We start from the raw sequence: 25,396 nt of genomic DNA, 5'->3' as shown, positions 1-25,396 counted from the left end.
ACTCCTTATAATTCAAGCCGTTAATGGTAATCGTTTATAAATACGATAGGTGAAATCAGCAACTAATTGGCCGTTGGGCTTTCTTGCATATAAAGGATACACCGCTATTAGTTGATATTTTTTTAAAAATTGCTGTTGGATGAGTATCTCCATCAGATCATTTGCCTGATTCCATTCATTAACAGAATAGATAATCCAGTCTGGAGGATGACGTACTAACGTTAATGCATAATTCTCAAGCGAACTGTGCTGTGTCATTTGCCGATTATTCAAACATTCACTGTCAATATAATCTAAATCAGGCCGGCCAAAATAAGGAATAATTCCACAATCAGAGACCAGGATGCGAGCATTTCTCTGCGCCTGGTGGTTAATCATCTGACTAACCCTCATTCGAAGATCACTGCGCTGCTGATAATGGAGCAGTTCTTTCTGTGTTTGAGTTTCGTTTATGCCCGGTATGCTGAAATGGGCAAGCAATAACACTGTAATAAAGCACAAGACCATTTTCAGCGTATTGTTTAACGAGAAATAGTTGAGAAACTCTTGAATGCCCAGAGGAGGCAATACGCAAATTAATGCAAAGGCAGGCAGAAAGAGACGGTTATAATGGGCAATAATCGGATTGGCATCCCAAAGTAATACAGCATAGGTTAAAGAGGGCAGCCATAACAGCATGTTACGGCAATCGTATCTGGCAAATAAAAAGGGGAGGCCCAGAATGATGAATGGGAAGCTGATTGCCAGGTAGTCATGAATAAGGAGAAAATGATAAAAAGAGGCAATTGATGGATAAAAACTGCCTACCGATTTGCAGAGGTAACTGTTTGGCAGCAGCTGGCCAAAATAGGCAATCCGCCATAAAGAATAGATTAAATAAGGCAGTACAAAACTAATTAATACAGATTTCCAAAAGGCAGTATGCGGTTTATCAGAAGGGTTATTATAACGGCGGCAAATAATGTAAAGACCGGCGAATAATAGCCAGAGGATCCCTTCGAACCTTGTCAGAGATAAAAAAAGAAGGCTAATACAAATCCATACACCGTTTCCTTTTTTTAATTTTGTCAGCAATAAGTAAGTAAGCAGTAAAGCCAGCGCAACGAACAGACTGGTTTCCAGCCCGCTCACTGTCCACCAGTAGAGTCCCTTGTAGCAGGAAAAGAGATAAACACTGAGTAGCGCGTATAGCGGGTTACTGAAGACTCGAGCACAACGGTAAAGAAAGTAAAACGAAAGAAAAAGACAGGCCGTCGCGAATATTTTCATTGCTGGAATTAATGGAAGGCCCAGTTTGATAAATAAAAAAGCAAGCAATAACCAGCTAAAATTGGAATAGCCCTCAACTGGAGGCTGATTGAATGACCACAGAAGGCCTTTCCCCTGTGCCAGATGCTCGGCATATCGCCAACTGATAAACGCATCGTCCGTCACAAAATTCCAGCAGTTTATTAAGGAATAAACGGCATTAAATCCAATTAACAGCAGAATAACGGCTGTTAAACTGGTTTTCAGGTATTCTTCTTTACTCACTTGGGCTCATGGGACGGTGGTGCAGCCAGGAGACTGCTCCTTTGTTGCTGCTCTTCAGTAAATGTACTGAGCTTGTTAATGAAAAATGCGAGGAAATTGCCAACGCGGTTTTGTTGATAGAAACGTTGTATATTGGGTCTGGGCTGATTGACGCCATCGGTTAATTTCAACACATAAGCCAGGCAGTCGATCTCTCCCGGTTTCATCTTATTCGCCATATAGTGATAAGTGCAGGCATGCGTTTCCTGCATTTTTCGGTGTAAGGCCATCATTTCAGCGATGGTTTGCCCAGTCGTTTCCTGCGTGATGCATTGCTTTGGTTTTTTATCCGTTTTTGAAGGGGAGGTGGCAAATTCCAGGGTAAAAGGTTTTCTATTGGGAATGTCAATAATAATGAATGCATGTTGTCCCACATAGCCTTTTAACTTTTTACTAACAAATTGTGCGGGGTGTGTGGCTACCTGGTAGGATGTCCTGGATTGCAGGAATTGCTCCAGTTTTTCTTGGTTTCCATCGAAATTCTTCTTTAGCAACTCTTCCAATACATCGTCCAGATATTCATGGAAAGATTTTTTACTAGTGCTTAGGTGTCTTAAATTTTCAGTCAAACCCCGCAATGCAAATCGGAGTTGCCTGATGAGAGGGGTTTCCAGAATATACTCCGGTGCACGGTTTCCAATGGCACCCCCCATGCACAGGCCCACTAAAAGTCCCAAAGCAAAAAACTTTAATGGGTTTTGTTGATTCATTATTCCAGTAGCTAATCCGGTAACTCCACCCAGGATAGCGAAGAATATGCCCGTTATTATCGCCAGTATGGCACAGCCAATGGTCAACAGGTGGGGGTAAAAAACAAAATTGCTGTCGTATTTATTAATGAGTCTGGCGAGGCTATCATACCGTTTATTAACCAGATGAATTTGATTCCTGAGTTCGGGCGAATTTTGTTTGAGGATTAAAAACTGCTGGCACTGCAGGGTCAAGTCGATAGAAACGGCCAGGATATCTCTGGTCTGTTGGGTATTCGTCTGCTCAATAGCTGTCAGCAATAAAAACAAGTGATATTTCAGTTCGGTGGTAGGAAGGGCCAATATGCTTTGTCTAAAAAATTCCAGCCTGTTTTCATATTCTGATTCGAGCATGGCATTTATCACTTGGAAGCTTTGCTAACTATATTGTGAAGAAAATTGCAAAAGTTCAAGCAATAAATGCAAATACTTTCTGCATCAGTTTAGAACCACAATAAGCTGCTGTGGCAAAAGGAAATTAACGCATATAAAGCCAACGGAAATATTTTGATTAATTTACTATTTGTTCTCATGGTAAATCCATTGATTAATGGTCTGGAGTAATCTGTATTCAAGATCCATGCCTGTTATTCCCAGTCGATGGTCATGGCTCAGCAACCATCCATAATTGTCAATAAATGCTCGAATAGTTGACTTATTGTAAATTAAATTGATTGTCAGACAGTTCCATACTATAATTCGTTGTTTTTTATAAAATACAATGAATTAAGGCTTTAAATGAAAGTATTACTGACCTTATGTGCTTTGTTTTTGTCCACTGCAGTGAATGCGGCAGCATTAAAAGATATCGTCGTTTTTGGCGACAGTCTTTCGGATAACGGCAATCTTTATGAATATATGCACCATCAATTGCCGCAGTCGCCTCCTTATTATGAGGGTCGGTTCACGAATGGTCCGCTTTGGGTTGAACGCTTACTGGCGCTCTATTACAAGAAAAACCCAAACAGCCATTTGAAGGATTATGCTTTTGGCGGTGCTGGTGTTTCCGAAGAAGATGACGGCGGGGTGCTTTTTACCCTGCGCAGTGAAATTGAAAGCTATTTTCTAACCCACCATCAGGCAGAAAAGAATAATTTATATGTGGTTTGGATTGGCGCGAATAATTATCTCGGCGTGCCAGAGGATGTTAATGAAACGGTAGCGCGGGTAAATAAAGGCATTGCTAACGGTTTGCGGCAACTGGCTGACAAGGGTGCGCGTCATATTCTGGTATTCAACTTACCCGATTTAGGTAAAGCTCCAGCAGCCAAGGATTTTGAAGCTGAAGACATTCTCAGCGAATTTTGCCGACAGCACAATGCTGCCTTAGCTAATACTATGCGTGAATTGAAGGCCGAATATCCTAAGGTTCAGTGGATATTCTATGATGTGAATGAATTGTTAAACAATATCTTTGCTGATCCTGCCCGCTATGGTTTCAACAATGTAGATCAAACCTGTTACGATGTAATGATTGAGAAACCTAGCCAGAAATCAGTCCTGGAAATTGCTTCACGCGTTCACTTAAACAGCGAACAGGATTCCTGTGAAGGGTTTCTGTTTTTTGATCCGGTTCATCCCACCGCTCCGGCCCATCAAATCATGGCAGAAACGGCTTATCGTCTGCTTAAAGAAGCCGATATTTCTTTCGGTAATTCGAATTCGGAAGAGGGCTGAGTCTTAATTCACTCCGAATTCCCGCGGCAAGATTCACTCCGAATTCCCGCGGCAAGATTCTCTCCGAATCCCCGCGGCAAGATTCTCTTCGAATCCCCGCGGCTGCGACCGCGGGGCCCAAGTCTGTGGCGGAACATGCTCTTCAGATGAATCCAATGTTACCGAAATAGCAATTAAAAGCAGTTAGGAACAAGTCTTTCAAACATTATCCTTAAATTAGCAAAACCGATATTCTAAATAGGCTTCGTGGCCCCGCGGTCTTTTGCCGCGGGGATTCATATAGTTGACGCCGCGGGTATTTGATAAGCTTTGTTTGCACAAGTTTAGGCAAAATTCTTGCATTGAATTAGTTATCTTATACGAAAGAGAACGCTATGCTCTTCCGTTTTTTTTATCTACTTCTGTTATATATTGCTCAGGAATCGCTTTTGTTTGCTGCAGGCGATATAAAAATTAGTGTCAATCAGGAGCAAATTACACTTCCTTTCTGGGAGGCTCCGCACACTCCGGGCAAAGGCGGTATTATTCTTTTGCAGGGGGGGAAACCTGCCGGTGGTTCAGCGTTTTCAAAGCGCTTGGCTGCCGAGTTGGCGGCATCAGGCTGGTCTGTGGTTCTTTTGAATAGTGATCCTCAGGTAAAAACACCTTGGCTTGAGCAATTGCCTGAAGTAATGTCCACTTTGCGGCAGCATTCGAGTAAACGGTTGATAATGATTCATTATGGCGATGAGGTTGAACTTAGTCTGGACTATTTCTTCAAACCTCAGTCCAAGCAAGTGAATGGATTAATCCTGCTTTCAGCTTTCCAAAGCAAACCTTTGCCGCAGAAGGAAAAAGGGCCTGGAGGCATTTTGCGTTTCCCGGTTTATGAGATCTATGGACAGTTTGATTATGAGGCGGTGAAACAAAATGTACGACAGTTTCAACAGCAATTGGATAGGAAACCACCCTCCAAAATCCTGCAGATACCTGGGGGCAGCCATGACTATGACTATTCCACTCCTCTGTTAAGCAATTACTTAAATGGCTGGATGAGTCATTTGCAAGCCATAGAAAGGGCAAAATCCCCCTTGTAATTGATAATGCCTGTACATCGTCTTTGCGAGCATGGGCTCTGCTGAGAGGCATTGAGGCTTGCTTCACTTCGTTCGCAATGACGAGGAACGTTGTTCGCAATGGCGAGGAGGCCGTTGAAAAGCAGGGTTAGTCGCCTACCATCCCTTACTAGCACAAATCTCCTCGTAGGCTTTCGTGATTTTCTGCGTTTTTTCATTGGCAATCTTAATCATTTCTTCAGGTAAGCCTTGGGCAATCAATTTATCGGGGTGATTTCGGCTAATTAATTTTCGGTATGCCTTCTTTACTTCCTGTTTGCTGGCATTGGGGCTGACCTCAAGAATTGCATAGGCATGCATCAGGCTGTTAGGGGGTTGATAGTTGTAATTATCTCTTTGCTGATGTGAACCAGAAGAAGAATAAGAGGAGGAACGACGATTTGAGCGTTGCGAATAATCAGCAGTGGAGTAAGCACCGCCGAAAATGTAATCTTCATAAAACCGATATTGCTGTCTTAGCGGGGCAAAGCCCATTTTTCGAAAAATATTATCCAAAGCTTGGATCTTTGACTCGGTTAATCCACCCGCTTTGGCAACACGGTACTGGATGTCCATAAATAATTTTAAAAGTTCGGGATTAATTCGACAGGTATCCTGAAGTGTGGACAGTGTGCTGGCAAGATCAAACTGCGCGCTTTTACCCTCATTAAACAACCGCTTGGCTAATTCCTGTTGTTCATTATTCAGGCGCATTTCATTCATTAACTGGCGGGCAACCTGAATTTCTTCCTCGGAAACCCTGCCATCCGCTTTGGCAATATGTCCCATGACTGAGAAGGTTGTCTGAAAAAATATTTGCTGGATTGCCTTTCTCTTTTCGCTGTAATAACTCCAGTGTGGACGGGAGAAATGTTCGGCAAGGCCGCGATCGAAAAAATTGCCGATAAGAATACCAAAGAGGGCACCCATGGAGCCTCCCATAAGGTATCCCAGGAAACCGCCAATTATTTTTCCCCACCATGTATGTGTCGTAAAGTACTGACGAAGATTCATGTAAGCCTGCAGTGATTGCTTGGATAAACCAATTATTAGTCCCTTTTACGGATGATTAACTCATTATTTCATAAATTGGGAAGATAAACGACATTCGAAATGCTGTTTACACTTTATTAACTATTATATGGCTAAATGCGATAGCTTACAAAGTGGCCAATATGCCAATTGTATTAAACAGTTTCTGAAATTAGGAGTAATGAGTATATACTTCTCCTTTTTGCAGGAATTCTAATGCGTTATATTTATTCCTTTTTCATGTACTTGTTAACTCCCTGGCTTCTTTTCCGTCTTTGGTGGAAGGGAAGAAAAATTCCCGCTTACCGCGAGCGAATCGGTGAACGCTTCTGGGCTGGCATGCCACCAGTTCCTGATATTGATGTATGGGTACATGCTGTTTCATTAGGGGAGGTCATCGCGGTAACACCGCTTGTTAATGAAATGCTTGCTAAAAACTGGCGTCTGCTGATCACAACCATGACGCCGACGGGTGCTGAACAGGTAAAAACAAAATTTGGCGACAAAGTCCAGCATCGTTATATCCCCTATGATTTGCCCGATGTATTACAGCGCTTTTTTGTTTCAGTCAAACCACGTGCCGGTGTTATTGTCGAGACTGAACTCTGGCCTAATCTGATTCATTATGCCAATGCAGCCAAAATCCCTTTGATGCTGATTAACGCTCGTTTATCGGATAGATCCTGTAAGGGATATCAGAAAATTAAATGGCTGATACAGCCAGTGATTAATCAGTTTACCTGGATCCTGGCTCAAAGTGCCGATGATGGTAAGCGCTTCCAGCAATTGGGAGCCAGAGAGGGGCTGGTACAAACTATAGGTAATATGAAGTTTGACCTGCAAACTAAAGATATTAACCGTGATTTATTTTTGCAGCTAAAAGCTGCCTGGGGGCAGGACAGACCTGTAGTTATTGTCGCCAGTACCCACGATAATGAAGAAGAGCAAATACTGGGGCAATTGGCGCGCCTGCAAGCTGCTATCCCGAATGTAGTAACATTATTTGCCCCACGTCATCCCGAGCGCTTCCAAAAGGTTTATGCGCTGGCCCAGCAAGCTGGATTTAAAACTGGTTTGAGAAGTAAGCCAGAGACACTGTCGTCAGAGTCAGATGTAGTTATTCTGGATTCCATGGGCGAATTGCTCGGTTTTTACCAGATAAGCGATTATGCTTTTGTTGGGGGAAGTTTTGTTCCGATTGGCGGCCATAATGTGCTTGAACCAATTGCTATGAACGCTCCTGTATTTAGCGGTCCAGAGGTTCATAATTTTAAAACGATTTGCCGTGATTTGCTCGAAGCCGATGCCATGATTATTGTGCAATCAGCATCAGAGTTAGTCGACAAGATTATTGCACTTCATGCAGATGAACCAGAAAAAAAGAAATTGGTGTCGAATGCCAGCGAGGTTTTAAAAGCGAATAAAGGCGCTGTAGCGCGTTATCTTGCGGTTGTTGAAACATTTGTTGATTAGAATTAATTAGGGCATAACTCCAGGTTCTGCGGTTTGTCCCTGAGCGATCCTCAAAAAATATAAACTTCTTGTCAGTGCCTACGTACCGCGCTTCATGCGCGGTACGTAGCATTTTTATAAAATCAGACAGTTACCCTTACTTTGTAAGGAACTCTCAGGGCTTGTAGGCAAACCGCAAACTTATACTAGTCACAATTATGGATACCGCGCTTAAAGCGCGGTAAGTAGACAGTTATCGCGGAGCGTAGCGCCCGGTTAACTTCCCTGGTTCTGCCTTTCTTTAATTTCAGAAAGGGTTTTGCAATCGATGCACAGGGTGGCTGTGGGGCGGGCTTCCAAACGTCGCAAACCAATTTCTACGCCGCAAGCCTCGCAATATCCGAAGTCTTCGTCACGCAGGCGCTCCAACGCATCCTCGATTTTTTTGATCAGTTTTCTTTCCCGGTCGCGTGTACGCAGCTCCAGGCTGAATTCTTCTTCCTGACTGGCTCTGTCATTGGGATCGGCAAAGTTTGCAGCCTCTTCCTTCATATGGGAAACGGTTCTATCCACTTCTTCCATGAGAGATCTCATCCAGGCTAACAATATTTTCTCAATATGTGCCCGCTGCTTCTCGTTCATGTACTCTTCCCCTTCAGTTTCCTGATAGGGGGCTATTCCCATACTGCCAACGGCGTCATTTTTCACGTTCAGTGTACTCTCATTGTTTGTATCAATTAATTGTAACGGCATCGAGGCCTCCCACTATTACATCCTTTAGTAAATGCACCAAAAATTAAGGCCGTTAGGTATATCAAAAATTAAGTCATTCATCAACCTTTCGCAGCCTTCCTCCACTTACTCTGTCCAGACCTTGTATGTCCTTCCAGCACTGTATATTTTGATATCCATAATCTTTAATCATAGACGCTACAACAGATTTTTGATCATAGCCATGCTCTACTAATAATAGCCCGTCTGGCTCAAGCCTAGCAATACTCTGTTGCAGGATATGCCGAATTGCCGTTAAACCGTCTTCACCGCTGGCAAGCGCCGTTTGCGGCTCAAATCGCAAATCGCCCTCTGACAGATGGGGATCGTTCTGCGGAATATAAGGAGGATTGGAAACAATTGCATGAAATAATTTCGCTTCAGAAAAGGCAGAAAACCAATCCGAATGAATAAAACGGATATTATTAATTTGTAGTGAGGCAGCATTTTCCATGGCAACCTGTAATGCGTCCTTGCTATTGTCGCAAGCATATATTTCCCAGTTGGGGCGTTCTTTAGCCAATGCCAGCGCAATTGCACCGCTGCCTGTTCCCAGGTCAGCAACGCGCAGCGCCAATTGCTGCGGCAGCAAACGCAGACAGAGTTCAACAATTAACTCGGTTTCAGGCCTGGGAATAAGTGTACTTTCGGAAACTTTTAACGGCAGCGACCAGAATTCGCGCATTTGCGTCAGATAAGCGATAGGGCGCCCCAGTTGGCGATCATTGATTAGCTGCTGAAACTGCTCCCATTGCTGTGCGTTAAGCAGTTGTTCAGGATGTGTATAAAGCCAGGTTCTTGTCTTTGACAGCGTATAGGCCAGTAAAACCTCAGCGTCCATTCTTGCTGTATCATGGCAGCCGGCAAGGGCTGCTGCCGCTATTGACAAGGCTTCTTTAATATTAGTCATGTCGGCTTAATTCAGCTAATAGTTCAGCATGATGCTCTTTTTGCAGCGCATCAACTACAGGCGTCAAATCGCCTTCGATAATATCACTCAACTGATAAAGGGTTAGATTGATGCGGTGATCAGTAAGACGACCCTGCGGGAAATTGTAAGTACGGATTCTTTCGGAGCGATCGCCTGTTCCTACCTGGAGCTTTCTTGTCTGTGCCTGTTGCTGCCGCTGTTTGCTTTGTTCAGCATCCAATAGGCGGGTTTTCAGAAGGGCCATCGCCTTGGCACGGTTTTTATGCTGGGAACGTTCATCCTGGCATTCTACAACAAGACCTGTGGGTAGATGGGTAATACGAATCGCAGAGTCAGTTTTATTAACGTGCTGACCCCCGGCGCCTGATGAGCGATAGGTATCAATACGCAGTTCATCTGCACTAATATCAATATCGTCAATTTCATCGACTTCCGGGAGGATAGCGACGGTACAGGCAGAGGTATGAACCCGTCCCTGTGATTCTGTTTCCGGGACTCGCTGCACGCGATGCGCGCCAGATTCAAATTTTAACTGGGAATACACTGAAACGCCGGAAATCCTCGCAATAATTTCCTTATATCCGCCATGTTCTCCATGATTGGCGCTAATGATCTCCATCTGCCAGCCTTGTGTCTCAGCATAACGGCTATACATACGGAATAAGTCGCCTGCAAAAATCGCTGCCTCATCGCCTCCTGTTCCTGCCCGGACTTCGAGATAGACATTTCGCTCGTCATCCGGATCTTTGGGAATCAGATAAATTTGCAATTGGGCATCCAATTCTTCAATCTGCTGCTTTTCGGCATTAATTTCTTCAGCTGCCATCGCCGCCAGATCTTTATCTTCCCCCTTAGCCATCTCTTCCAGAGCCAGTAAATTTTCCTGAGCCTTCTGATACGTTTCATAACAGGTGGCTACGGGCTCAAGCTGGGCATATTCCTTGGATAGATTTTTAAACTGATTCTGATCGCTGATCACCGATGCTTCAGATAATAGACGGCCAACTTCCTGGAAGCGCTCCAGGAGCTGCTGTAATTTGGATTCAAGAGATTTCTTCATAACTGGACTGATTTACCGGATTGTGGAAAAGATATTTCGCCAAATCAAGAAGATCCTGGCGATTATCCCAGGCCGCCTGTCTTAAGCCGATGGTGGGCTGATGAATCAGCTTGTTTAGCATGCGGTTACAAAAGGTCTCCAGAACCTGCTTTTGGTTCTGGCCTGATGAGAGATTAAGCATTGCGCGTTCGAGTTCCTGTTGGGCAAGAGACTCCATCTGGTTGCGGTAGCTGCAGATGATGTCCTTAGCGCGTAAGGACCGGTGCCAGCGAATATAATTATCCAGCTCGGATTCAATAAGCTGCTCTGCCTGCAGTGCTGCTGTTCGCCGCTCATTCATTCCATGCTCAATCATTAGCTGCAGATCATCAACGTTATACAGCTGTACAGAAGGTATTTCTGCAACATCCGCTTCAATGTCGCGTGGAACAGCCAGATCAAGAAAAAACATAGGCGCCTGGCTTCTTTGGGATAGCGCATGCTCAACCAGGCTTTTATTAATAAAGGGCAGGGGACAGGCTGTTGCCGAAATAACAATATCTGCCTGAGCCAGATATTGGGGAATGTCGCCTATCGTTAATGCTTTACCTGCAAAAGCAGCAGCCAACTGCTTGGCATTTTCCGGAGTGCGGCTGGCGACAAGAAATTGCCGGACTCCTTCTTTATGTAAATATTTGGCGACTAGAGAGGCGGTCTCACCTGAACCAATCAAAAAAACACGCAAATTTTCAAGATTCTTAAAGAATTGCCCAATAAGTAATACCGCAGCATAAGCCACGGAGACTGGGTTTGTCCCAATACCGCTGCGGCTGCGAATACGTTTGCTGGCACTGAAAATGTACTCAAAAATAGAACGAAGATTGGATTTGACTGTTCCCGCATCACAGGCCTGTTGATAAGCCTGCTTCATTTGACCAAGGATCTGAGGTTCGCCAAGCATCATCGAATCGAGACCGCTTGCCACCCTCAAAGTATGCCGGACACCTTCTTCACCATGGTGAAGATAAAAATAAGGCTGCAACTCTTCAGTATGCAACTGGTGTTCACGGGCAATCCAGGGAACCAGTAAACCAGGATCGTCTGTGTCGCAGTAAAACTCGGTGCGATTGCAGGTGGAAAGTATGGCCGCTTCATTAACTGCAGGTAAATACAGGAGACGATGCAATACAGAACCCTGAATACCGGACGGTACGGCTAATTTCTCACGTACATTAAGCGGCGCAGTTTTATGATTGAGCCCACAGGCAACAAACACCATAGATTTATCAAAAGAAGCAAAATAATTAGGAATTGTAAACTAAAAGAGGGTTCATTTACAAACTACTCAAGTGATTTTGAATTTGGCCGTTAATAAACATGAGGCAAATGCAGGTTTGGCTGTAAAGCCTGGCATTATTCGCTATGCTAATAATAAGGGCTAAAAAATAGACTTACTGTCCTTTAAGGAGCATCAAATGGATATTATTTTCCAAGGGAAGCATAACAGTGAGGAAGCCGCTGAGAGTTTATTAAGTGTATTGAAATTGTTTAAAGAGCGTTACCATATTGAGCAATTTCGTGAAATGCACCTGACCGTAACCCTGCTGGATGACGCGGGTGAAGATGTTGAACTGGTTGACACGGAAACCATGCAAACCTATCGTATATTCGAGGTGTACCGCAGGGGGCATGAATTATCGACTGGCCGACGCGCTCATCCGGTACTGCAATTGGTTGTTGATAATACAAAAAAGCAGGAGTAGGGGATGCTTATTGCTCTGTTCGCAATTATTCTAACGTTGTTGCTAGTTGTTGGTTTACATGAGGCAGGACATGCAATAGCGGCAAGATTTTTTGGCATCAAAATTGAAACTATCTCCATCGGTTTCGGCAAGCCTATTGCCAGATGGCGGCGAAAAGATTGCGAGTGGGTATGGGCAATGTGGCCATTAGGCGGCTATGTCAAACTGTTAAATTCACGTATCCATCCGGTAAAACCTGAAGATTATCCTCATTGCTTTGATAAGAAGCCAATAGGGGTAAGGATTATTGTGCTCTTGTCTGGATCCCTGGTTAATCTGGCTTTAGCCTGGGCAGCATTCTTCCTGTATTATTCAATGGATCATCAGCAACAAACTCCTGTGGTCAAACAGATTATTAGCCGCGGCCTCGCGGAACAAGCAGGTCTGAAAAGCGGGGATAGAATTATCTCTGTCGATCACCAGAAAACGCAGTCCTGGCAAGACGTTGGCATGTATCTGATTGAAAATTTAAATAATCCTGCCGTACCGATTAAGGTGGTGGACAATAATAACAACCATCAGGAATATGTGCTCAATCTCCAGGCTTTGCCAATGGTTAAAGGGAATTTACTGACAGAAATCGGCATTACGCCCGCAGAGGGCATACAATATGTCGAGACAGTTCCAGGCCAGGATTTTATTGAAGCAGCAGGTTTTGCATGCTTTAAACTAAAACAATTGCTGTGGTTTTTTCTGATCATTTTAAAGCAGCTAATAACTGGAAAAATACCTTTTTCGGTACTGCTTGGGCCTATTGGTTTGCTCACTGCTTCAGTTTTGTCCCTCCAGCAGGGGGTTGCGGTATTTTTATATTTCATTGGGACTTTAAGTCTGGCGGTAGGTTTGGTTAATTTATTTCCAATTCCTGGTTTGGATGGTGGTTCCATCATTTTGGCGATTATGGAGAAAATTCGCGGAAAACCGATTTCTATAGCCTTGGAAGTTTTACTTTATCGTTTGGCAATGATTGCTTTTTTCCTGTTTTTAGTCCAGTTAATAGTGAATGACCTCGAGCGTTATCTCCGCTAGCCAATAGTCCTTGCGCAGCACAGGACATCTACTCGCTGAACCCCTTTCCGTTTTAGACCTTTTGATAATTCGTTGACGGTGCTGCCTGTGGTTAGCAAATCATCAATCAACATCACGTGACGGTAGGTATTGGCCTGCACAGAAAAGCTGTGGTTCAGATTGGATTGCCGCTGTTTTCGATTGAGCTGGGCCTGTGGCGAAGTATTTTTTATTTTATGGCAAATTGAAAAATCATAAGGGACTTCCAGATGCCTGGCGATTTCACGCGAGAGCAGGGCGGACTGGTTGAAACCCCTCTGTCTTAGCTTTTTAAAATAAAGGGGGACAGGGATAATACAGTCGGGTTTCTCTAATGCCGGCGGCAAGGCATCCAGCAGTAGCCTGACTAATACGGGTAACAAATAAAAAGCCTCCCGGTATTTAAATTCGTGAATTAGGCTGCGTAGCGGCTCTTCATAACGATAAACGGTAAATATCTGATCAAATTGCGGCTTTTTCTTAATACAGCTGCCACAGAGATCAAATTGTTTGCCAATGGGCATTTTACAGATACGGCAGGCGGCTTCAATTTTCTTGAAAAATGTTATGCAGCTGCGGCAGATGGCCTGATTTTGCTCATGATATTGGGAACAAAGCTTGCAAACAGCAGGCAATTTAAATTGCTGCCATATATTTTTCCATTTAGGAAGTCGTTGAATTAAGCGTTCCATTTGATAATCCTGTTGCCGGGTGACTTGCAATGCTATACTTCGCTTCTTTTTTAACTAAAGCTGGATTCATTCCATTTGCAGTCATAATGAACCCGAATATAGAAGTTTGCAATGCCTTTAATCGTCATGCCGCCGAGTATGAACAGGCCGCCAAAATACAAAATGAAATTGGTCAGCGCTTATTTGACCGTTTATCTTTTTTAAAAATTACACCCCGCTATGTGCTGGATTTAGGAAGCGGCACGGGTCTTTTTACAGCGCAATTAAAAAAGAAGTATCCAAATGCCCAGATTATCGGGCTTGATTTAGCTTATGGGATGTTGCTACAAGCCAGGCAAAAGCAGCGCCTGTGGCGTAAATGGCCGCTGGTGAATGCTGATATGATGAAACTGCCATTCGCTGATCGGGTTTTTGATTTAGTCTTTGCTAACCAGGTGGTGCATTGGTCGCAACCCCCGCTGGCCGTTTTTAAAGAATTGAATCGAGTGATGAATGTGAATGGTTGTCTGATGTTTTCCACGCTGGGTCCAGATACCTTTAAAGAACTGCGCAGCAGCTGGAATTCGGCTGATAGCTATGCCCATACAAATGAGTTTGCCGATATGCATGATGTCGGCGACGAGTTGCTGCGTCAGGGGTTTTTAGATCCGGTCATCGATATGGAATTACTCACTGTCCACTATAAAAGCATCACGCAGCTAGTCAGCAATTTAAAAAGCCAGGGTGTACGCAATATTAATCCAATGCGAAATCATGGACTGACCGGCTGTAAAGCATGGAAAAAATTTGAAGAAAATTATCAGACATTCTGTACGGAAAACAATAAATACCCTTTAAGCTATGAAGTGGTTTACGGCCATTCATGGAAGGGTGAGAGGCATCGCGATGATGAAGTATTTATTCCGGTATCACAAATCAGGAAAGCCCAAAGAAAAATATAATACAGAAGTCCAATACTCATCCCTATGAGCTATTCTTAATAGATAAGCTTAGGGAGAACGATGCTAATGAGTACCCTGAAGTTAGGGGAAATAAAGTCTCGAATGCTTAGGGAAGTGAATTTAAATAGAAAGGGAGCGAGTCTTTATCGCAATGAATTTGGACATATCATTGCCCCTCTTCTATTAACGCAATGGCCAATTTTTAAAAGAAAGCAGCCAGTTATTTTCAGTGACAAACATTTATGCATGATGCAGCTGACAGAATTGTGTTATCGAATGCTTGTTCGCTGCGCTATATTCCCTCTATATTCACTACAGTCAACGACTATCCATGCTGATAACACTATCTCCTTTCCCCAGCTTAAAAATATTGAACAGCGGCTATTTGCCAGAATGACTCAGCCCTCGCTTTATTTACCTGATCTTCAGGGAGAAAAATTAACCAAAGCACAGGCTTTAACCTGGACCTACCTTTACACCGTTGAGATGGCTCATTTCATCGCTGAGCAACAAGCAGGGAATAATCCAGATTTAATAAATGACCCAGCCCTGTGGTCGCAGTTTAAAGAAGAAGCGGCGTTTATTCTGTATTGTATTGCCTGCGGGGATTGTAATTTAATGAGCAGAGTGGATTGCATGCTGAATGAATGCCTGCGGTTACTCGATGTTTGCTGGGTGCAAATGGATATCATCCGGCAAACCAATTACATGTATTGCTACCACAGGGAGATACTCGAAGCGTTTTATGATGATTTTATCAGCCATTTTAACAAGATAGATACCCATTTCCATTCCACACTGGGCCAAAGCCTTTCGCAAATGTCTATTGAACAATTAGATCAACTTTCCACAGAGGATTTTATTGGCCATGAGCCGCTGATTAAAATCATTTATGGCCAGGACACAATTGATTTTCGCGAGTACTGGCGGGCTAATATCCAGTATGATGAACAACGCTCGCTTTATCTAATCACAAGAATATCAGCTCCTGAACGGGTTTTAAAAAATATTATGAATTAATTAATTAAGCCTTGATCTTTTGCAATTTCAGCTTGATTCAAAGCGCTTGATTGCGTTATTTTATTCGATTATTCAAATAATTAGTTAAAGGAATGATAATGCACAGAAAGGATTTGCACCGGATTAAGCTGGGTCTTCTGCCTATTATGTTAGGCCTTTCATCCAATTTATTTGCATATGCACCCTTGCCTCTGGCTTCTTCCTATAATGATTCACAAAAAGACATCCCTTTGTTTTCATCGTTAACGCCATTATTTGCCACACTGTTTTGGATTGGAGGTAATGGACAATGGTCAAATGATGCGAACTGGACTGGGGGAGTTGAACCGACAAGTACTGATTTTGCCATAATCGATGCTGCAGTTACGGTGGATATCACTAATTATGCAGCAGCAGCTCAAGGCTTGAATTTGGATAGCGGAGCGACTCTTTTAGTGAATGCAGGGGGTTCTTTAACGACTGGTTATTCTGGATCATTTAACGATTTGATAATAGGGAACCTTGGTGCTGCCTCACTACAGATTAATGGCGGTACAGTGAACAGCGAGTCTGCGGTGATAGGCCTATCTTCTACAGGTATTGGTGCAGCGTCAATAACATCAGGGGGTGTCTGGAACAGTAATTTTCTGACTGTAGGTTATGGCGGTACTGGTACATTGAATATTGTCGACGGGACATTGAACAGTAATTTTCTTAGTGTAGGTGCTTTCGGTAATGGCACAGTGAATATTGGCGACGGGATATTGACTACAAATGATAGTATTATAGCTGAGCGATTTGGATCCGGTGTAGTGAATGTAGTAGGTGCAAACGCTGTCTGGAACAATGCGAATACGCTAACCGTAGGTCTTTCAGCCTTTGGAGGAACTGGTACTTTAAATATTACGAACGGGGGGAGGGTGACCGACACGACTGCTTTAATTGGCGGTTTAGGAGCGGGGCAGTTTGAAGGCGGTGTTGGAATCGCTACTATCTCAGGTGCTGGTTCAATTTGGTTAAATACGAATACTTTATCAATCGGCAATGATCTTGCCAAGGGGACAGTAAACATTTCTGACGGTGCCCTGGTTATTGCCGGTACGACTAAAGTCGGTTCATTTGCCACGCAAGCTAATTTAAATATCTCAGGAACTCCCGGCAGCCGGGGTATATTATCGACAGGCCAGTTAACGACTGCCTTTTCACAGAATGTGAACGCCACTTTTGATGGGGGGATATTACAAGCGACGGTGAACCAGACCAATTTCATCAGTGGTTTTAACCCCGGTGAGCTGGTAATTGCTACCGGAGGACTGTTTGTGGACTCCCAGGCATTTACCGTTGTCGCTAACAGTGTTTTCTCTGGAATAGGGGGCTTGACCAAACTGGGCTCAGGCCATTTGATTTTAAATGGAGATCAACTATACACTGGACCAACTGAAGTTCTGGATGGTCAGCTAACTGTCAATGGCCGGCTTAGCGGGAATATGCTGGTTGGGCCAAACAGCCGACTAAGTGGTAATGTCACTACGGGATCAACTATCCTACAAGGGGTAATCGCACCTGGTAACTCTATTGGCACTATTGTTGTCGCGGGGGATTATACCCAGACTGCGGGTTCAGTCTATGAAGCCGAAATAAATCCACTGGGTCAGTCTGATTTTATTCATGTACTGGGAACCGCCACTCTGGAACCTGGTGCCGGTCTTTTTGTCCTTAAGGAACCAGGCCTTTATAACACCACGCACTATACACTATTAACTGCGGATGGCGGTTTAACGGGTACCTATAGCAATTTTACCCAAAATATGCCGCTTATTGATCTGGTACTAAGCTATGATGCCAATAATGTGTATTTGGATATATTCCGAAACCAGACGCCGATTGCCTTTTTTGGACAAACTGCAAATCAAATGAATACAGCGGTAGGTGTGGAAAGTTTGGGGGCAGGAAATCCAGTCTATGATGCACTGATTAATCTGCCCGATAGCGTCAGTATCAATGATGCATTAAACCGTTTAAGTGGTGAAATATACGCTTCCAGTGTTGCGGCACTCGTCGATGAGAGCCGCTATGTGCGTGATGCCCTATGGACTTATCTGGATAATCCTGCTGGCGTCAATACCCAACAAATAAACGGTATCAACTTTTGGACACAAGCTTTTGGCGCATGGGGAAGGCTTGATGGTAATGTGAATGCTGCAAAGATGAAGCGCGATACCCAAGGTATTTTTATCGGCGGGGATACGCATATCGGCCAGCAAAGCGGGGTAGGTATTTTAGGCGGCTACAGTCAATCCGATTTCAGAGTAAGTAAGCGATTTTCAAAGAATGATATCGATAATTATCATCTGGGACTGTATGGATATACCCGCATTAATCAGTTCACGTTAAATGCTGCCGCATCCTATTCTTGGCAGGATGGGGATACTTATCGTAATGTGGAGTTTCCTCTGTTCTCAAATCGTTTAAATGCAAGCCCCGATGCTCGTACTAAGCAGGTCTTTGGGGAAGTAGGTTATTTGTTTGATTTAAATGCTCTGTCAATTAAACCGGTAGCAAATCTTGCCTACGTGGATGCTGAGGTTGATACTTTAAGGGAAGCTGGCGGTGCTGCAAGTCTGTATGCCCAGGAAGCTAGCCAGCATATGACTTATTCAACCCTTGGTGCCCGAGAAAAAAGTCTGCTTTATACCGGCTCGAATTACAACCTCAGTCAACGGCTTTTTCTGGGCTGGCAGCATGCTTATGATAATTTAATACCAAATACCAACCTTGCATTTAGCTCAGGTAGTGCAGCATTCAGCATTTATGGAACTCCTCTTGCAAGGAATGCTTTGGTATTGGATGCCAGTTTACAAGCCCAGCACCTCTCGAAAAACATGTTGCTCAGCTTAGCCTATTTTGGCCAATTTTCTGATCAGGTTCGTGATCAGGGGGTTGCTGCACGTTTCTCCTGGCATTTTGCATAAACAGGGTGAAGCGATATTCTTCACGGGTTCCGTGGTCTTTCCCCGGAACCGTGGATCAGCGTTGCTAGGGTAAATAATAATAAGGGTTGGGCAGCTTAAATCCTTTTTCTGCAAAACCGCCTTTTAAATCACTGAATTGATCACCAATAGTCGCAACAATCGTATACCCCTTGGCTTCTATTGCCTGTCGCGTACCGGATTTAAATGGGATAATTGATGGCTCTTTATAATCCATGGGTTTTAGAAACAAACCGCCCCAATTGTTATAACCTGCGGAACGGAGATTTTTTTCGGTGGCCTGGCGTTCGCTGGTATTGCGGCCGCTTACAAAAAAAACGGTAATATTGTGGCGTTGTGCATCTTGAAAAAGCTGCAGCATGGAGGCAAATACGGCGCCTCTGGATTTTAAAATTTCCCGGGCAAAACCAGTTCTGGTGATGGAGAAATTATGTTCTGACATAGACCGGTAGTTGCTCAAACTGGTTTCATCGATATCGAGAACAATAGCGAGTTTCTGCTTGTTTCCCCGCTGATTATTTTGAGCGGCGCGTTTATCTATGTAATGTTGTGCCTTACAGACTACTGTATTAAATTCTTTTTCATACTCGCCATCATCATGATAGTGAATCAGCTCGTTTTTTAGAAGACCAAGGTTTTGCGGCTCAGCAAACAGAGTGGAAATATTAAAGAGGAGAAGAAATACAAGAGAAATACGCTGCGGTAATGATGTCATTGAATAATTTCCAAAACTAACGGCTTGAAGGCGCCTAGTATATCGCGAATAAATTGTCTGTCAAACGCGCAGTGTGTTCTTTGTTGTTTCAGTGCTGTGAAAAACCTCAGAGAAAGCAAATCGCCGGGCTTATTGTGGGTTATACGAGTTTTCGTTAAAATACGCCACTGTTTTGCAAATAGAACTGAATTGGTACTATATTATCAGGTTCATGTTATACTTAATGATAAGTAATATATCAGACTGATTTAGTACTAGATTATTTGATGTGGGGGTGCTATGCTGCGCATCAGCAAATTGGCCGATTATGGGACAGTAGTAATGGTGCATCTGGCGAAATCGCCTGAGCATCTTTGTAATGCCCGGGATATAGCCCAGCATACTCATCTGAGCATTCCAACGGTCAGTAAATTATTAAAACGATTGACGGCAGCGGGCTTGCTAATTTCTGTACGCGGGGTTAGCGGCGGTTATCGGCTGCAGCGTCCGGCCAATGAGATTTCAGTGGCACAGATTATTTATGCGCTGGAAGAACAGCGCGGCTTAATTGAATGCAGTTTGCAACCTAATGAATGTTCTTTGCAGGGTTTTTGTCACATTCAGGGAAACTGGCGTTTGATTAGCCAGGCGATTGAAGCTGCTTTGGACAGCGTAAGCCTGGAGGTTCTGGCCAAGCCAACATTGCAAAGTATTGAAATTGACCGCATCAAGCAGTTAGCGAGTGGAGTAAGTCGTGGCTAAAAGCAATGAACAAATTACAGCCCTTTTGGAAAGGGAATATCAGCATGGTTTTGTGACCGACATTGAAGTAGAAACGTTTGAACCCGGGTTAAACGAGGACGTTATCCGCCGATTGTCTGCCATTAAGAATGAACCGCAGTTTCTGCTCGACTGGCGTTTGAAAGCCTTTGCCCATTGGAAAACCATGACGCATCCTGAATGGTCAAGTGTTCATTACCCGCCAATTGATTACCAGAACATTTCCTATTATTCCGCACCAAAATCCCAAAAAGATGCGCCCAAAAGCCTGGATGAAGTTGATCCAGAATTACTGCGTACCTATGAAAAACTGGGGATTCCATTGCGTGAGCAGGAAATGCTTGCCGGTGTTGCGGTCGATGCAGTATTTGACAGTGTTTCTGTCGCCACTACTTTTAAAGCCAAACTGGCTGAAGTGGGTGTGATTTTTTGCCCGCTTTCAGAAGCAGTCCATCTTTACCCGGAACTGGTAAAACAATATCTGGGTTCGGTTGTTTCGTATCGCGATAACTTTTATGCAGCGCTTAACTCAGCTGTTTTTAGTGACGGTTCCTTTGTCTATATTCCCAAGGGTGTCCGCTGCCCTATGGAATTGTCCACTTATTTCCGTATTAATGCGGCCTCCACGGGGCAATTTGAGCGTACTTTGATTATCGCTGATGATCACAGTTATGTTTCCTATCTTGAAGGTTGTACCGCGCCTATGCGCGATGAAAACCAGCTGCATGCTGCCGTAGTAGAGCTGGTTGCCTTAGACGGTGCCCAAATCAAGTACTCCACTGTACAAAACTGGTATCCGGGAGACAAAGAAGGAAAGGGCGGCATTTATAATTTTGTAACAAAACGAGGCGCTTGCCGCGGCAAGCAGTCAAAAATCTCCTGGACCCAGATTGAAACGGGTTCGGCGATTACCTGGAAATATCCCAGTGTTATTCTCCAGGGTGATGATTCAGTCGGTGAATTTTATTCGGTAGCCCTGACGAATAATTTTCAACAGGCAGATACTGGCACCAAAATGATTCATTTAGGCAAGAATACCCGTTCGACAATTATTGCCAAGGGTATCAGTGCCGGGCATGCGCATAATGCTTATCGTGGTTTGGTGCGCATCGCCCCAACCGCCACCAATGCAAGAAATTTCACCCAATGTGATTCGATGTTAATGGGCAGCAATTGTTCAGCCCATACGTTTCCCTATATCGAAGTTAAAAACCCCACTGCTCATATTGAGCATGAGGCAACCACCTCAAAAATTTCTGAGGAACAATTATTTTATTGCCAGCAACGAGGGATTGAAACGGAAGATGCCGTATCAATGATCGTTAATGGTTTCTGTAAACAGGTTTTAAAAGAACTACCTATGGAATTTGCGGTTGAAGCGACCAAATTATTAGGTATTAGTCTGGAAGGGGCAGTAGGTTAATATGTTAGAAATTAGAAATCTTAATGTAGCCATCAATTCTCAACCTATTTTAAAAGGGATTGATTTGCAGGTTAAAGCCGGAGAAGTACACGCGATCATGGGCCCGAATGGCTCAGGAAAGAGTACTTTATCCAAGGTATTGGCGGGTCATCCTGCTTATACCGTGACTGACGGTGATGTGAGTTACTCAGGGCTTGATCTCTTGCCGTTGTCACCTGAACAACGAGCCCAATCCGGTATTTTTATGTCTTTCCAGTATCCGGTAGAAATCCCTGGCGTCACGAATATTAATTTTCTAAAAGCATCGGTTAATGCCGTGAGAAAAGGCCAGGGTAAACCAACCCTGGATGCAATCGATTTCCTCAGTTTTATTCGCGAAAAATGCCAGCTGCTGGATATGGATGAAAGTTTTCTCTACCGCAGTATAAATGAAGGATTTTCAGGCGGTGAAAAAAAGCGCAATGAGATTTTACAAATGGCGGCATTAGAGCCCAAACTCGCCATTCTGGATGAAACAGACTCTGGCCTGGATATTGATGCATTACGCATTATTTCCCAGGGCGTTAATGCCATGCGCTCACCGGAAAGAGCCATTATTCTGGTTACTCACTATCAACGCCTGCTCGATTATATCGAGCCTGACTTTATCCATGTTCTGGCCAATGGGCGTATCATCAAGTCCGGCGATAAAAACCTGGCACTGGAATTGGAGAAGAAGGGCTATAGCTGGCTCGAGGAGACGGTATAGGCATGAGCGCAATACTTGAGTTTTACCAGTCACAGATTAAAAATAAGCCTGCTCCACTGCCTGGTCTTGCCGAGATTCAGCGGAATGCTTTGCAGGCCTTCAGACGTCTGGGATTTCCCACCCGACATCATGAAGAGTGGAAATATACGCTCGTTGACCCGCTGCTTCAGTATGAGTTTCACTCTGAGCTCCCTGCTGACTCTGGGATATCAGGTCCTGCTACGCCAGAATTTGGTATACATTGTGGTTTGAACAATGGTTCATTCTACAGCTCGGAAGCAGTTAATGAATTACGCAAGCAGGGCGTTATCGTTGAATCGCTGCTGACCATTGCGCAAGAGCAACCGGAACGTGTTAGTGCCTATTTACAGCAAACTCGTTATGACCATGGTTTTCAGGCCTTGAATGCGGCTAATTTAAATAGCGGTTTGTTTATCTATATCCCCGCTGATTTGAAACTTGAGGAGCCCCTGGTCATAAACTACTGGCAGGATCTGGCTGAATTGGCAGTCCATTCCCGTACTCTTATTATTTTGGAAAAGAATGCTTCGGCAGCCATTGTCGAATCCTGGCAAGGCAAGAAAGACTGCGTTTATTTAAGCAACCAGATGACTGAAGTCTATTTAGCGGAACAGGCAGAACTGACTCATTATAAAATCCAGCAGGAAAGCAAAAAGGCCTTTCACATCGGCCAGTTAACGGTACAACAGGCCTATGCCAGCCGCTTGAAAAGCCATTCGCTAAGCCTTGGCGGACGATTAGTGCGCAGCGATATCAATATCGCCCTGCAGGAAAGCAAAGCTGAATGCCTGATGAATGGTATTTATGCCCCTGCAGATAGCCAGCATATTGACCATCATACTGTGGTGAACCACCGGGTGCCTGAATGCCGCAGTGCCCAGGATTACAAAGGTATCATGGCTGGAAAGTCGCGTGCGGTGTTTAACGGCAAAGTTATCGTTGCACCCGGTGCTCAGCATACTGAGGCGCAGCAGCAAAATAAAAATTTATTACTCAGCGGCCAGTCCGAAGTGAACACCAAACCGCAACTGGAAATTTTTGCCGATGATGTGATTTGCTCCCATGGAGCCACTGTCGGACAGTTGGATGAGGACGCTCTATTTTATCTGGCTACCCGCGGCATTGGTCGACAGGAGGCCAGCCGTTATCTGATTCAGGCTTTTGCTGCCGAAAATCTTCGCTTGATTGATTATCGACCGGCTGCTGAATGGATTGCTAATTTAATTAATCAGCAATTGGAGGAACATTATGCCTGATGCAAACGCTCTGATTGACAGCTTTAATATTGCCAAAATTCGCAGTGATTTTCCGATTCTGGATCAGACCGTTAATGAACATCCTCTGATTTATCTTGATAACGCAGCAACCACACAGAAACCTAAAGCGGTTATTGAGGCGATTAGCCATTATTATATGAATGATAATGCCAATGTGCATCGCGGTGTTCATGCACTTAGCGCCAGAGCTACCCAGCAGTATGAAATCGCCCGTGGAAAGGTACAGCGTTTCATACATGCCAAAAGTTTACGGGAATGTATATTTGTGCGCGGAACAACAGAGGCAATTAATCTGGTGGCACAAAGTTTTGTGGCGCCGCGAATTATGCCCGGCGAAGAAATCCTTGTTACCCATATGGAGCATCATTCCAATATTGTTCCCTGGCAGATGGTGTGTAAAAAAACCGGTGCCCAATTAACGGTTGCCCCAATTTCCTATGATGGGGAAGTGCTGCTGGACGAATATGAACGATTGTTAACAGATAACACCAAATTTGTTGCTATCAATTATGCTTCCAATGCCTTGGGTACGATTAACCCGGTCAAAAAAATGATTGAAATGGCCCATGCTAAAGGGGCCTTGGTGTTGCTGGACGGTGCACAGGCTTCCGCCCACTTGCCGATCGATGTACAGGATTTAAATTGTGACTTCTATGCTTTTTCCGGCCATAAAATGTATGGACCAACGGGTATAGGCGTATTATGGGGAAAAGAGCATTTACTTGATGACATGGGACCCTATCAGGGCGGCGGTGAAATGATCAATTATGTATCATTTGAATCCAGCGATTATGCCCAATTGCCGCATAAGTTTGAGGCAGGAACACCCGATATTGCCGGGGCAATTGGATTAGGGGCGACCATTGATTACCTCTGGTCACTTGATATGGACGCCGTTGCTGCCTATGAAAACTATTTACTTAACTATGCAACCCAGGAAATTAAAGCGCTCAAGGGCTTTAATATTGTAGGTACTGCCAGACACAAGGTGCCGATTATTTCCTTTGTCCACGGCAAAATACATTCACATGACATCGGTACTATTCTTGACAGCGAAGGCATTGCGGTTCGCAGCGGTCATCATTGCGCCATGCCGTTAATGGAGTTTTTTAATATTGCGGCTACTACCCGCATTTCCCTGTCTTTCTATAATACCATTGAAGAAATAGATCGCTGCATTCATGCCTTGAAGAAGGTAAAAGAGGTTTTTGCATGAATACAGATTTAAGAGAGTTATATCAGGAAATTATTATTGATCATAACCGTAACCCTCGTAACCATTATGCAATGACAGAAGCAACTGCCCAGGCAAACGGATTCAATCCATTATGCGGAGACAAATTAACGCTCTATGTCAAAATTGAAAATGAGGTAGTGGAGGCTTTAAGCTTCGTGGGTTGCGGCTGCGCCATTTCCCAGGCTTCTGCCTCTTTAATGACAGAAGCGTTAAAAGGCAAGTCTGTTGACGAAGCGCACCAATTATTCGAGCGTTTCCATACTATGGTGACTAGTGATGAATCCAATGAATGGGCGGCCCTTGATAAATTAGCTGTTTTAGCTGGCGTTCGGGCTTTCCCAGCGCGAGTCAAATGCGCCACTCTGGCATGGCATACTTTGGAGGCTGCTTTAAAGAAAACGAAGGCAACGGTTAGTACGGAGTAGACG

Annotated in this window: 23 protein-coding genes; 14 read left to right on the top strand and 9 right to left on the bottom strand. The window is 44.1% G+C overall.

The window, feature by feature from the left end:
• Window positions 1-12 precede the first annotated feature (12 nt).
• Together DYH42_RS11815 and DYH42_RS11810 are read right to left on the bottom strand one after the other, a co-directional pair.
• Entirely contained in the window at window positions 13-1,533 is a 1,521-nt protein-coding gene (locus DYH42_RS11815) for a hypothetical protein (protein ID WP_058522977.1), read from the bottom strand.
• Window positions 1,530-2,675, bottom strand: coding sequence for a hypothetical protein (locus DYH42_RS11810; RefSeq protein ID WP_058522978.1), 1,146 nt, complete (start codon window positions 2,673-2,675; stop codon window positions 1,530-1,532). Before DYH42_RS11810 ends, DYH42_RS11815 begins: the two co-directional genes overlap by 4 nt.
• A 384-nt stretch (window positions 2,676-3,059) precedes the next feature.
• On the opposite strand from DYH42_RS11810, the gene plaA reads away from it, so the two are divergent.
• Both plaA and DYH42_RS11800 read left to right on the top strand, forming a co-directional pair.
• Entirely contained in the window at window positions 3,060-3,998 is a 939-nt protein-coding gene (gene plaA, locus DYH42_RS11805) for a GDSL family lysophospholipase PlaA (RefSeq protein WP_058522979.1), read from the top strand.
• A gap of 374 nt (window positions 3,999-4,372) precedes the next feature.
• A complete protein-coding gene (locus DYH42_RS11800) occupies window positions 4,373-5,074 on the top strand; it encodes a hypothetical protein (protein ID WP_058522980.1) in 702 nt (233 codons plus the stop codon).
• Window positions 5,075-5,209: 135 nt separating this feature from the next.
• Here the strand turns inward: DYH42_RS11800 and djlA are convergent, their stop codons facing one another.
• Window positions 5,210-6,106 carry a co-chaperone DjlA gene (djlA, locus tag DYH42_RS11795; protein WP_058522981.1) on the bottom strand — a complete coding sequence of 299 codons (897 nt, stop codon included), beginning with the start codon at window positions 6,104-6,106 and terminating at the stop codon, window positions 5,210-5,212.
• 234 nt (window positions 6,107-6,340) lie between these two features.
• Here djlA and waaA point away from each other — a divergent pair, with 234 nt between their 5' ends.
• On the top strand, window positions 6,341-7,597 hold the full coding sequence (gene waaA, locus DYH42_RS11790; protein WP_058522982.1) for a lipid IV(A) 3-deoxy-D-manno-octulosonic acid transferase: 1,257 nt from the start codon (window positions 6,341-6,343) through the stop codon (window positions 7,595-7,597).
• Window positions 7,598-7,852: 255 nt separating this feature from the next.
• Here the strand turns inward: waaA and dksA are convergent, their stop codons facing one another.
• From dksA to hemA, 4 genes are all read right to left on the bottom strand, one after another.
• Window positions 7,853-8,329 (bottom strand): RNA polymerase-binding protein DksA, encoded by a 477-nt coding sequence (gene dksA, locus DYH42_RS11785; protein ID WP_058522983.1) that lies wholly within the window; start codon window positions 8,327-8,329, stop codon window positions 7,853-7,855.
• 73 nt (window positions 8,330-8,402) lie between these two features.
• Complete coding sequence (gene prmC, locus DYH42_RS11780) at window positions 8,403-9,257, bottom strand: peptide chain release factor N(5)-glutamine methyltransferase (RefSeq protein ID WP_083503077.1); 855 nt, start codon at window positions 9,255-9,257, stop codon at window positions 8,403-8,405.
• Window positions 9,250-10,338 carry a peptide chain release factor 1 gene (gene prfA / locus DYH42_RS11775; RefSeq protein ID WP_058522984.1) on the bottom strand — a complete coding sequence of 363 codons (1,089 nt, stop codon included), beginning with the start codon at window positions 10,336-10,338 and terminating at the stop codon, window positions 9,250-9,252. The genes prmC and prfA overlap by 8 nt, the downstream gene beginning before the upstream one ends.
• Complete coding sequence (gene hemA / locus DYH42_RS11770) at window positions 10,322-11,596, bottom strand: glutamyl-tRNA reductase (protein WP_058522985.1); 1,275 nt, start codon at window positions 11,594-11,596, stop codon at window positions 10,322-10,324. The genes prfA and hemA overlap by 17 nt, the downstream gene beginning before the upstream one ends.
• Window positions 11,597-11,792: 196 nt before the next feature.
• On the opposite strand from hemA, the gene DYH42_RS11765 reads away from it, so the two are divergent.
• Window positions 11,793-12,080 (top strand): hypothetical protein, encoded by a 288-nt coding sequence (locus DYH42_RS11765; RefSeq protein ID WP_058522986.1) that lies wholly within the window; start codon window positions 11,793-11,795, stop codon window positions 12,078-12,080.
• A 3-nt stretch (window positions 12,081-12,083) separates the two neighbouring features.
• A complete protein-coding gene (locus DYH42_RS11760) occupies window positions 12,084-13,148 on the top strand; it encodes a M50 family metallopeptidase (RefSeq protein WP_058522987.1) in 1,065 nt (354 codons plus the stop codon).
• Here DYH42_RS11760 and DYH42_RS11755 read toward each other — a convergent pair.
• Window positions 13,145-13,858 (bottom strand): ComF family protein, encoded by a 714-nt coding sequence (locus DYH42_RS11755; protein WP_115317064.1) that lies wholly within the window; start codon window positions 13,856-13,858, stop codon window positions 13,145-13,147. The two genes, DYH42_RS11760 and DYH42_RS11755, sit on opposite strands and share 4 nt — an antisense overlap.
• An 86-nt stretch (window positions 13,859-13,944) precedes the next feature.
• Here DYH42_RS11755 and bioC point away from each other — a divergent pair, with 86 nt between their 5' ends.
• From bioC to DYH42_RS11740, 3 genes are all read left to right on the top strand, one after another.
• Window positions 13,945-14,799: a malonyl-ACP O-methyltransferase BioC gene (gene bioC, locus DYH42_RS11750; protein ID WP_058523017.1), complete on the top strand. Its 855-nt coding sequence runs from the start codon at window positions 13,945-13,947 to the stop codon at window positions 14,797-14,799.
• A gap of 66 nt (window positions 14,800-14,865) precedes the next feature.
• Window positions 14,866-15,819 carry a hypothetical protein gene (locus DYH42_RS11745; protein ID WP_058522988.1) on the top strand — a complete coding sequence of 318 codons (954 nt, stop codon included), beginning with the start codon at window positions 14,866-14,868 and terminating at the stop codon, window positions 15,817-15,819.
• A 98-nt stretch (window positions 15,820-15,917) separates the two neighbouring features.
• Window positions 15,918-18,770 carry an autotransporter outer membrane beta-barrel domain-containing protein gene (locus DYH42_RS11740; RefSeq protein WP_058522989.1) on the top strand — a complete coding sequence of 951 codons (2,853 nt, stop codon included), beginning with the start codon at window positions 15,918-15,920 and terminating at the stop codon, window positions 18,768-18,770.
• A 64-nt stretch (window positions 18,771-18,834) separates the two neighbouring features.
• Here the strand turns inward: DYH42_RS11740 and DYH42_RS11735 are convergent, their stop codons facing one another.
• The gene (locus DYH42_RS11735) at window positions 18,835-19,503 is read right to left on the bottom strand and encodes an HAD family acid phosphatase (protein ID WP_058522990.1); all 669 of its coding nucleotides are present in this window, start codon (window positions 19,501-19,503) and stop codon (window positions 18,835-18,837) included.
• Between the two features lie 279 nt (window positions 19,504-19,782).
• On the opposite strand from DYH42_RS11735, the gene DYH42_RS11730 reads away from it, so the two are divergent.
• From DYH42_RS11730 to sufU, 6 genes are read left to right on the top strand one after another with little or no spacing between them, the layout of a single operon-like run.
• Complete coding sequence (locus tag DYH42_RS11730) at window positions 19,783-20,244, top strand: SUF system Fe-S cluster assembly regulator (RefSeq protein ID WP_058522991.1); 462 nt, start codon at window positions 19,783-19,785, stop codon at window positions 20,242-20,244.
• Complete coding sequence (gene sufB, locus DYH42_RS11725; RefSeq protein WP_058522992.1) at window positions 20,237-21,685, top strand: Fe-S cluster assembly protein SufB; 1,449 nt, start codon at window positions 20,237-20,239, stop codon at window positions 21,683-21,685. Before DYH42_RS11730 ends, sufB begins: the two co-directional genes overlap by 8 nt.
• A 1-nt stretch (window position 21,686) precedes the next feature.
• Entirely contained in the window at window positions 21,687-22,433 is a 747-nt protein-coding gene (sufC, locus tag DYH42_RS11720) for a Fe-S cluster assembly ATPase SufC (protein ID WP_058522993.1), read from the top strand.
• 2 nt (window positions 22,434-22,435) lie between these two features.
• Complete coding sequence (gene sufD / locus DYH42_RS11715; protein ID WP_058522994.1) at window positions 22,436-23,710, top strand: Fe-S cluster assembly protein SufD; 1,275 nt, start codon at window positions 22,436-22,438, stop codon at window positions 23,708-23,710.
• Complete coding sequence (locus DYH42_RS11710; RefSeq protein ID WP_058522995.1) at window positions 23,703-24,947, top strand: cysteine desulfurase; 1,245 nt, start codon at window positions 23,703-23,705, stop codon at window positions 24,945-24,947. Before sufD ends, DYH42_RS11710 begins: the two co-directional genes overlap by 8 nt.
• Window positions 24,944-25,393: a Fe-S cluster assembly sulfur transfer protein SufU gene (gene sufU, locus DYH42_RS11705; RefSeq protein WP_058522996.1), complete on the top strand. Its 450-nt coding sequence runs from the start codon at window positions 24,944-24,946 to the stop codon at window positions 25,391-25,393. The genes DYH42_RS11710 and sufU overlap by 4 nt, the downstream gene beginning before the upstream one ends.
• Window positions 25,394-25,396 lie beyond the last annotated feature (3 nt).

The sequence above is a fragment of the Legionella birminghamensis genome (genome assembly GCF_900452515.1).
Lineage (GTDB): Bacteria > Pseudomonadota > Gammaproteobacteria > Legionellales > Legionellaceae > Legionella_C > Legionella_C birminghamensis.
Note: the sequence above shows the minus strand (reverse complement) of the source record. Positions and strands in the feature narration are given on the sequence as shown.

What these genes read in the sequence shown, in the direction of transcription:
- DYH42_RS11760 (WP_058522987.1), top strand. Translation starts at nt 12,084, where the DNA reads ATGCTTATTGCTCTGTTCGCAATTATTCTAACGTTGTTGCTAGTTGTT.
- DYH42_RS11765 (WP_058522986.1), top strand. Translation starts at nt 11,793, where the DNA reads ATGGATATTATTTTCCAAGGGAAGCATAACAGTGAGGAAGCCGCTGAG.
- plaA (WP_058522979.1), top strand. Translation starts at nt 3,060, where the DNA reads ATGAAAGTATTACTGACCTTATGTGCTTTGTTTTTGTCCACTGCAGTG.
- DYH42_RS11735 (WP_058522990.1), bottom strand. Translation starts at nt 19,503, where the DNA reads ATGACATCATTACCGCAGCGTATTTCTCTTGTATTTCTTCTCCTCTTT.
- waaA (WP_058522982.1), top strand. Translation starts at nt 6,341, where the DNA reads ATGCGTTATATTTATTCCTTTTTCATGTACTTGTTAACTCCCTGGCTT.
- DYH42_RS11745 (WP_058522988.1), top strand. Translation starts at nt 14,866, where the DNA reads ATGAGTACCCTGAAGTTAGGGGAAATAAAGTCTCGAATGCTTAGGGAA.
- sufD (WP_058522994.1), top strand. Translation starts at nt 22,436, where the DNA reads ATGAGCGCAATACTTGAGTTTTACCAGTCACAGATTAAAAATAAGCCT.
- hemA (WP_058522985.1), bottom strand. Translation starts at nt 11,596, where the DNA reads ATGGTGTTTGTTGCCTGTGGGCTCAATCATAAAACTGCGCCGCTTAAT.
- DYH42_RS11810 (WP_058522978.1), bottom strand. Translation starts at nt 2,675, where the DNA reads ATGCTCGAATCAGAATATGAAAACAGGCTGGAATTTTTTAGACAAAGC.
- DYH42_RS11730 (WP_058522991.1), top strand. Translation starts at nt 19,783, where the DNA reads ATGCTGCGCATCAGCAAATTGGCCGATTATGGGACAGTAGTAATGGTG.
- DYH42_RS11710 (WP_058522995.1), top strand. Translation starts at nt 23,703, where the DNA reads ATGCCTGATGCAAACGCTCTGATTGACAGCTTTAATATTGCCAAAATT.
- dksA (WP_058522983.1), bottom strand. Translation starts at nt 8,329, where the DNA reads ATGCCGTTACAATTAATTGATACAAACAATGAGAGTACACTGAACGTG.
- sufU (WP_058522996.1), top strand. Translation starts at nt 24,944, where the DNA reads ATGAATACAGATTTAAGAGAGTTATATCAGGAAATTATTATTGATCAT.
- djlA (WP_058522981.1), bottom strand. Translation starts at nt 6,106, where the DNA reads ATGAATCTTCGTCAGTACTTTACGACACATACATGGTGGGGAAAAATA.
- bioC (WP_058523017.1), top strand. Translation starts at nt 13,945, where the DNA reads ATGAACCCGAATATAGAAGTTTGCAATGCCTTTAATCGTCATGCCGCC.
- prfA (WP_058522984.1), bottom strand. Translation starts at nt 10,338, where the DNA reads ATGAAGAAATCTCTTGAATCCAAATTACAGCAGCTCCTGGAGCGCTTC.
- prmC (WP_083503077.1), bottom strand. Translation starts at nt 9,257, where the DNA reads ATGACTAATATTAAAGAAGCCTTGTCAATAGCGGCAGCAGCCCTTGCC.
- DYH42_RS11740 (WP_058522989.1), top strand. Translation starts at nt 15,918, where the DNA reads ATGCACAGAAAGGATTTGCACCGGATTAAGCTGGGTCTTCTGCCTATT.
- DYH42_RS11800 (WP_058522980.1), top strand. Translation starts at nt 4,373, where the DNA reads ATGCTCTTCCGTTTTTTTTATCTACTTCTGTTATATATTGCTCAGGAA.
- DYH42_RS11755 (WP_115317064.1), bottom strand. Translation starts at nt 13,858, where the DNA reads ATGGAACGCTTAATTCAACGACTTCCTAAATGGAAAAATATATGGCAG.
- sufC (WP_058522993.1), top strand. Translation starts at nt 21,687, where the DNA reads ATGTTAGAAATTAGAAATCTTAATGTAGCCATCAATTCTCAACCTATT.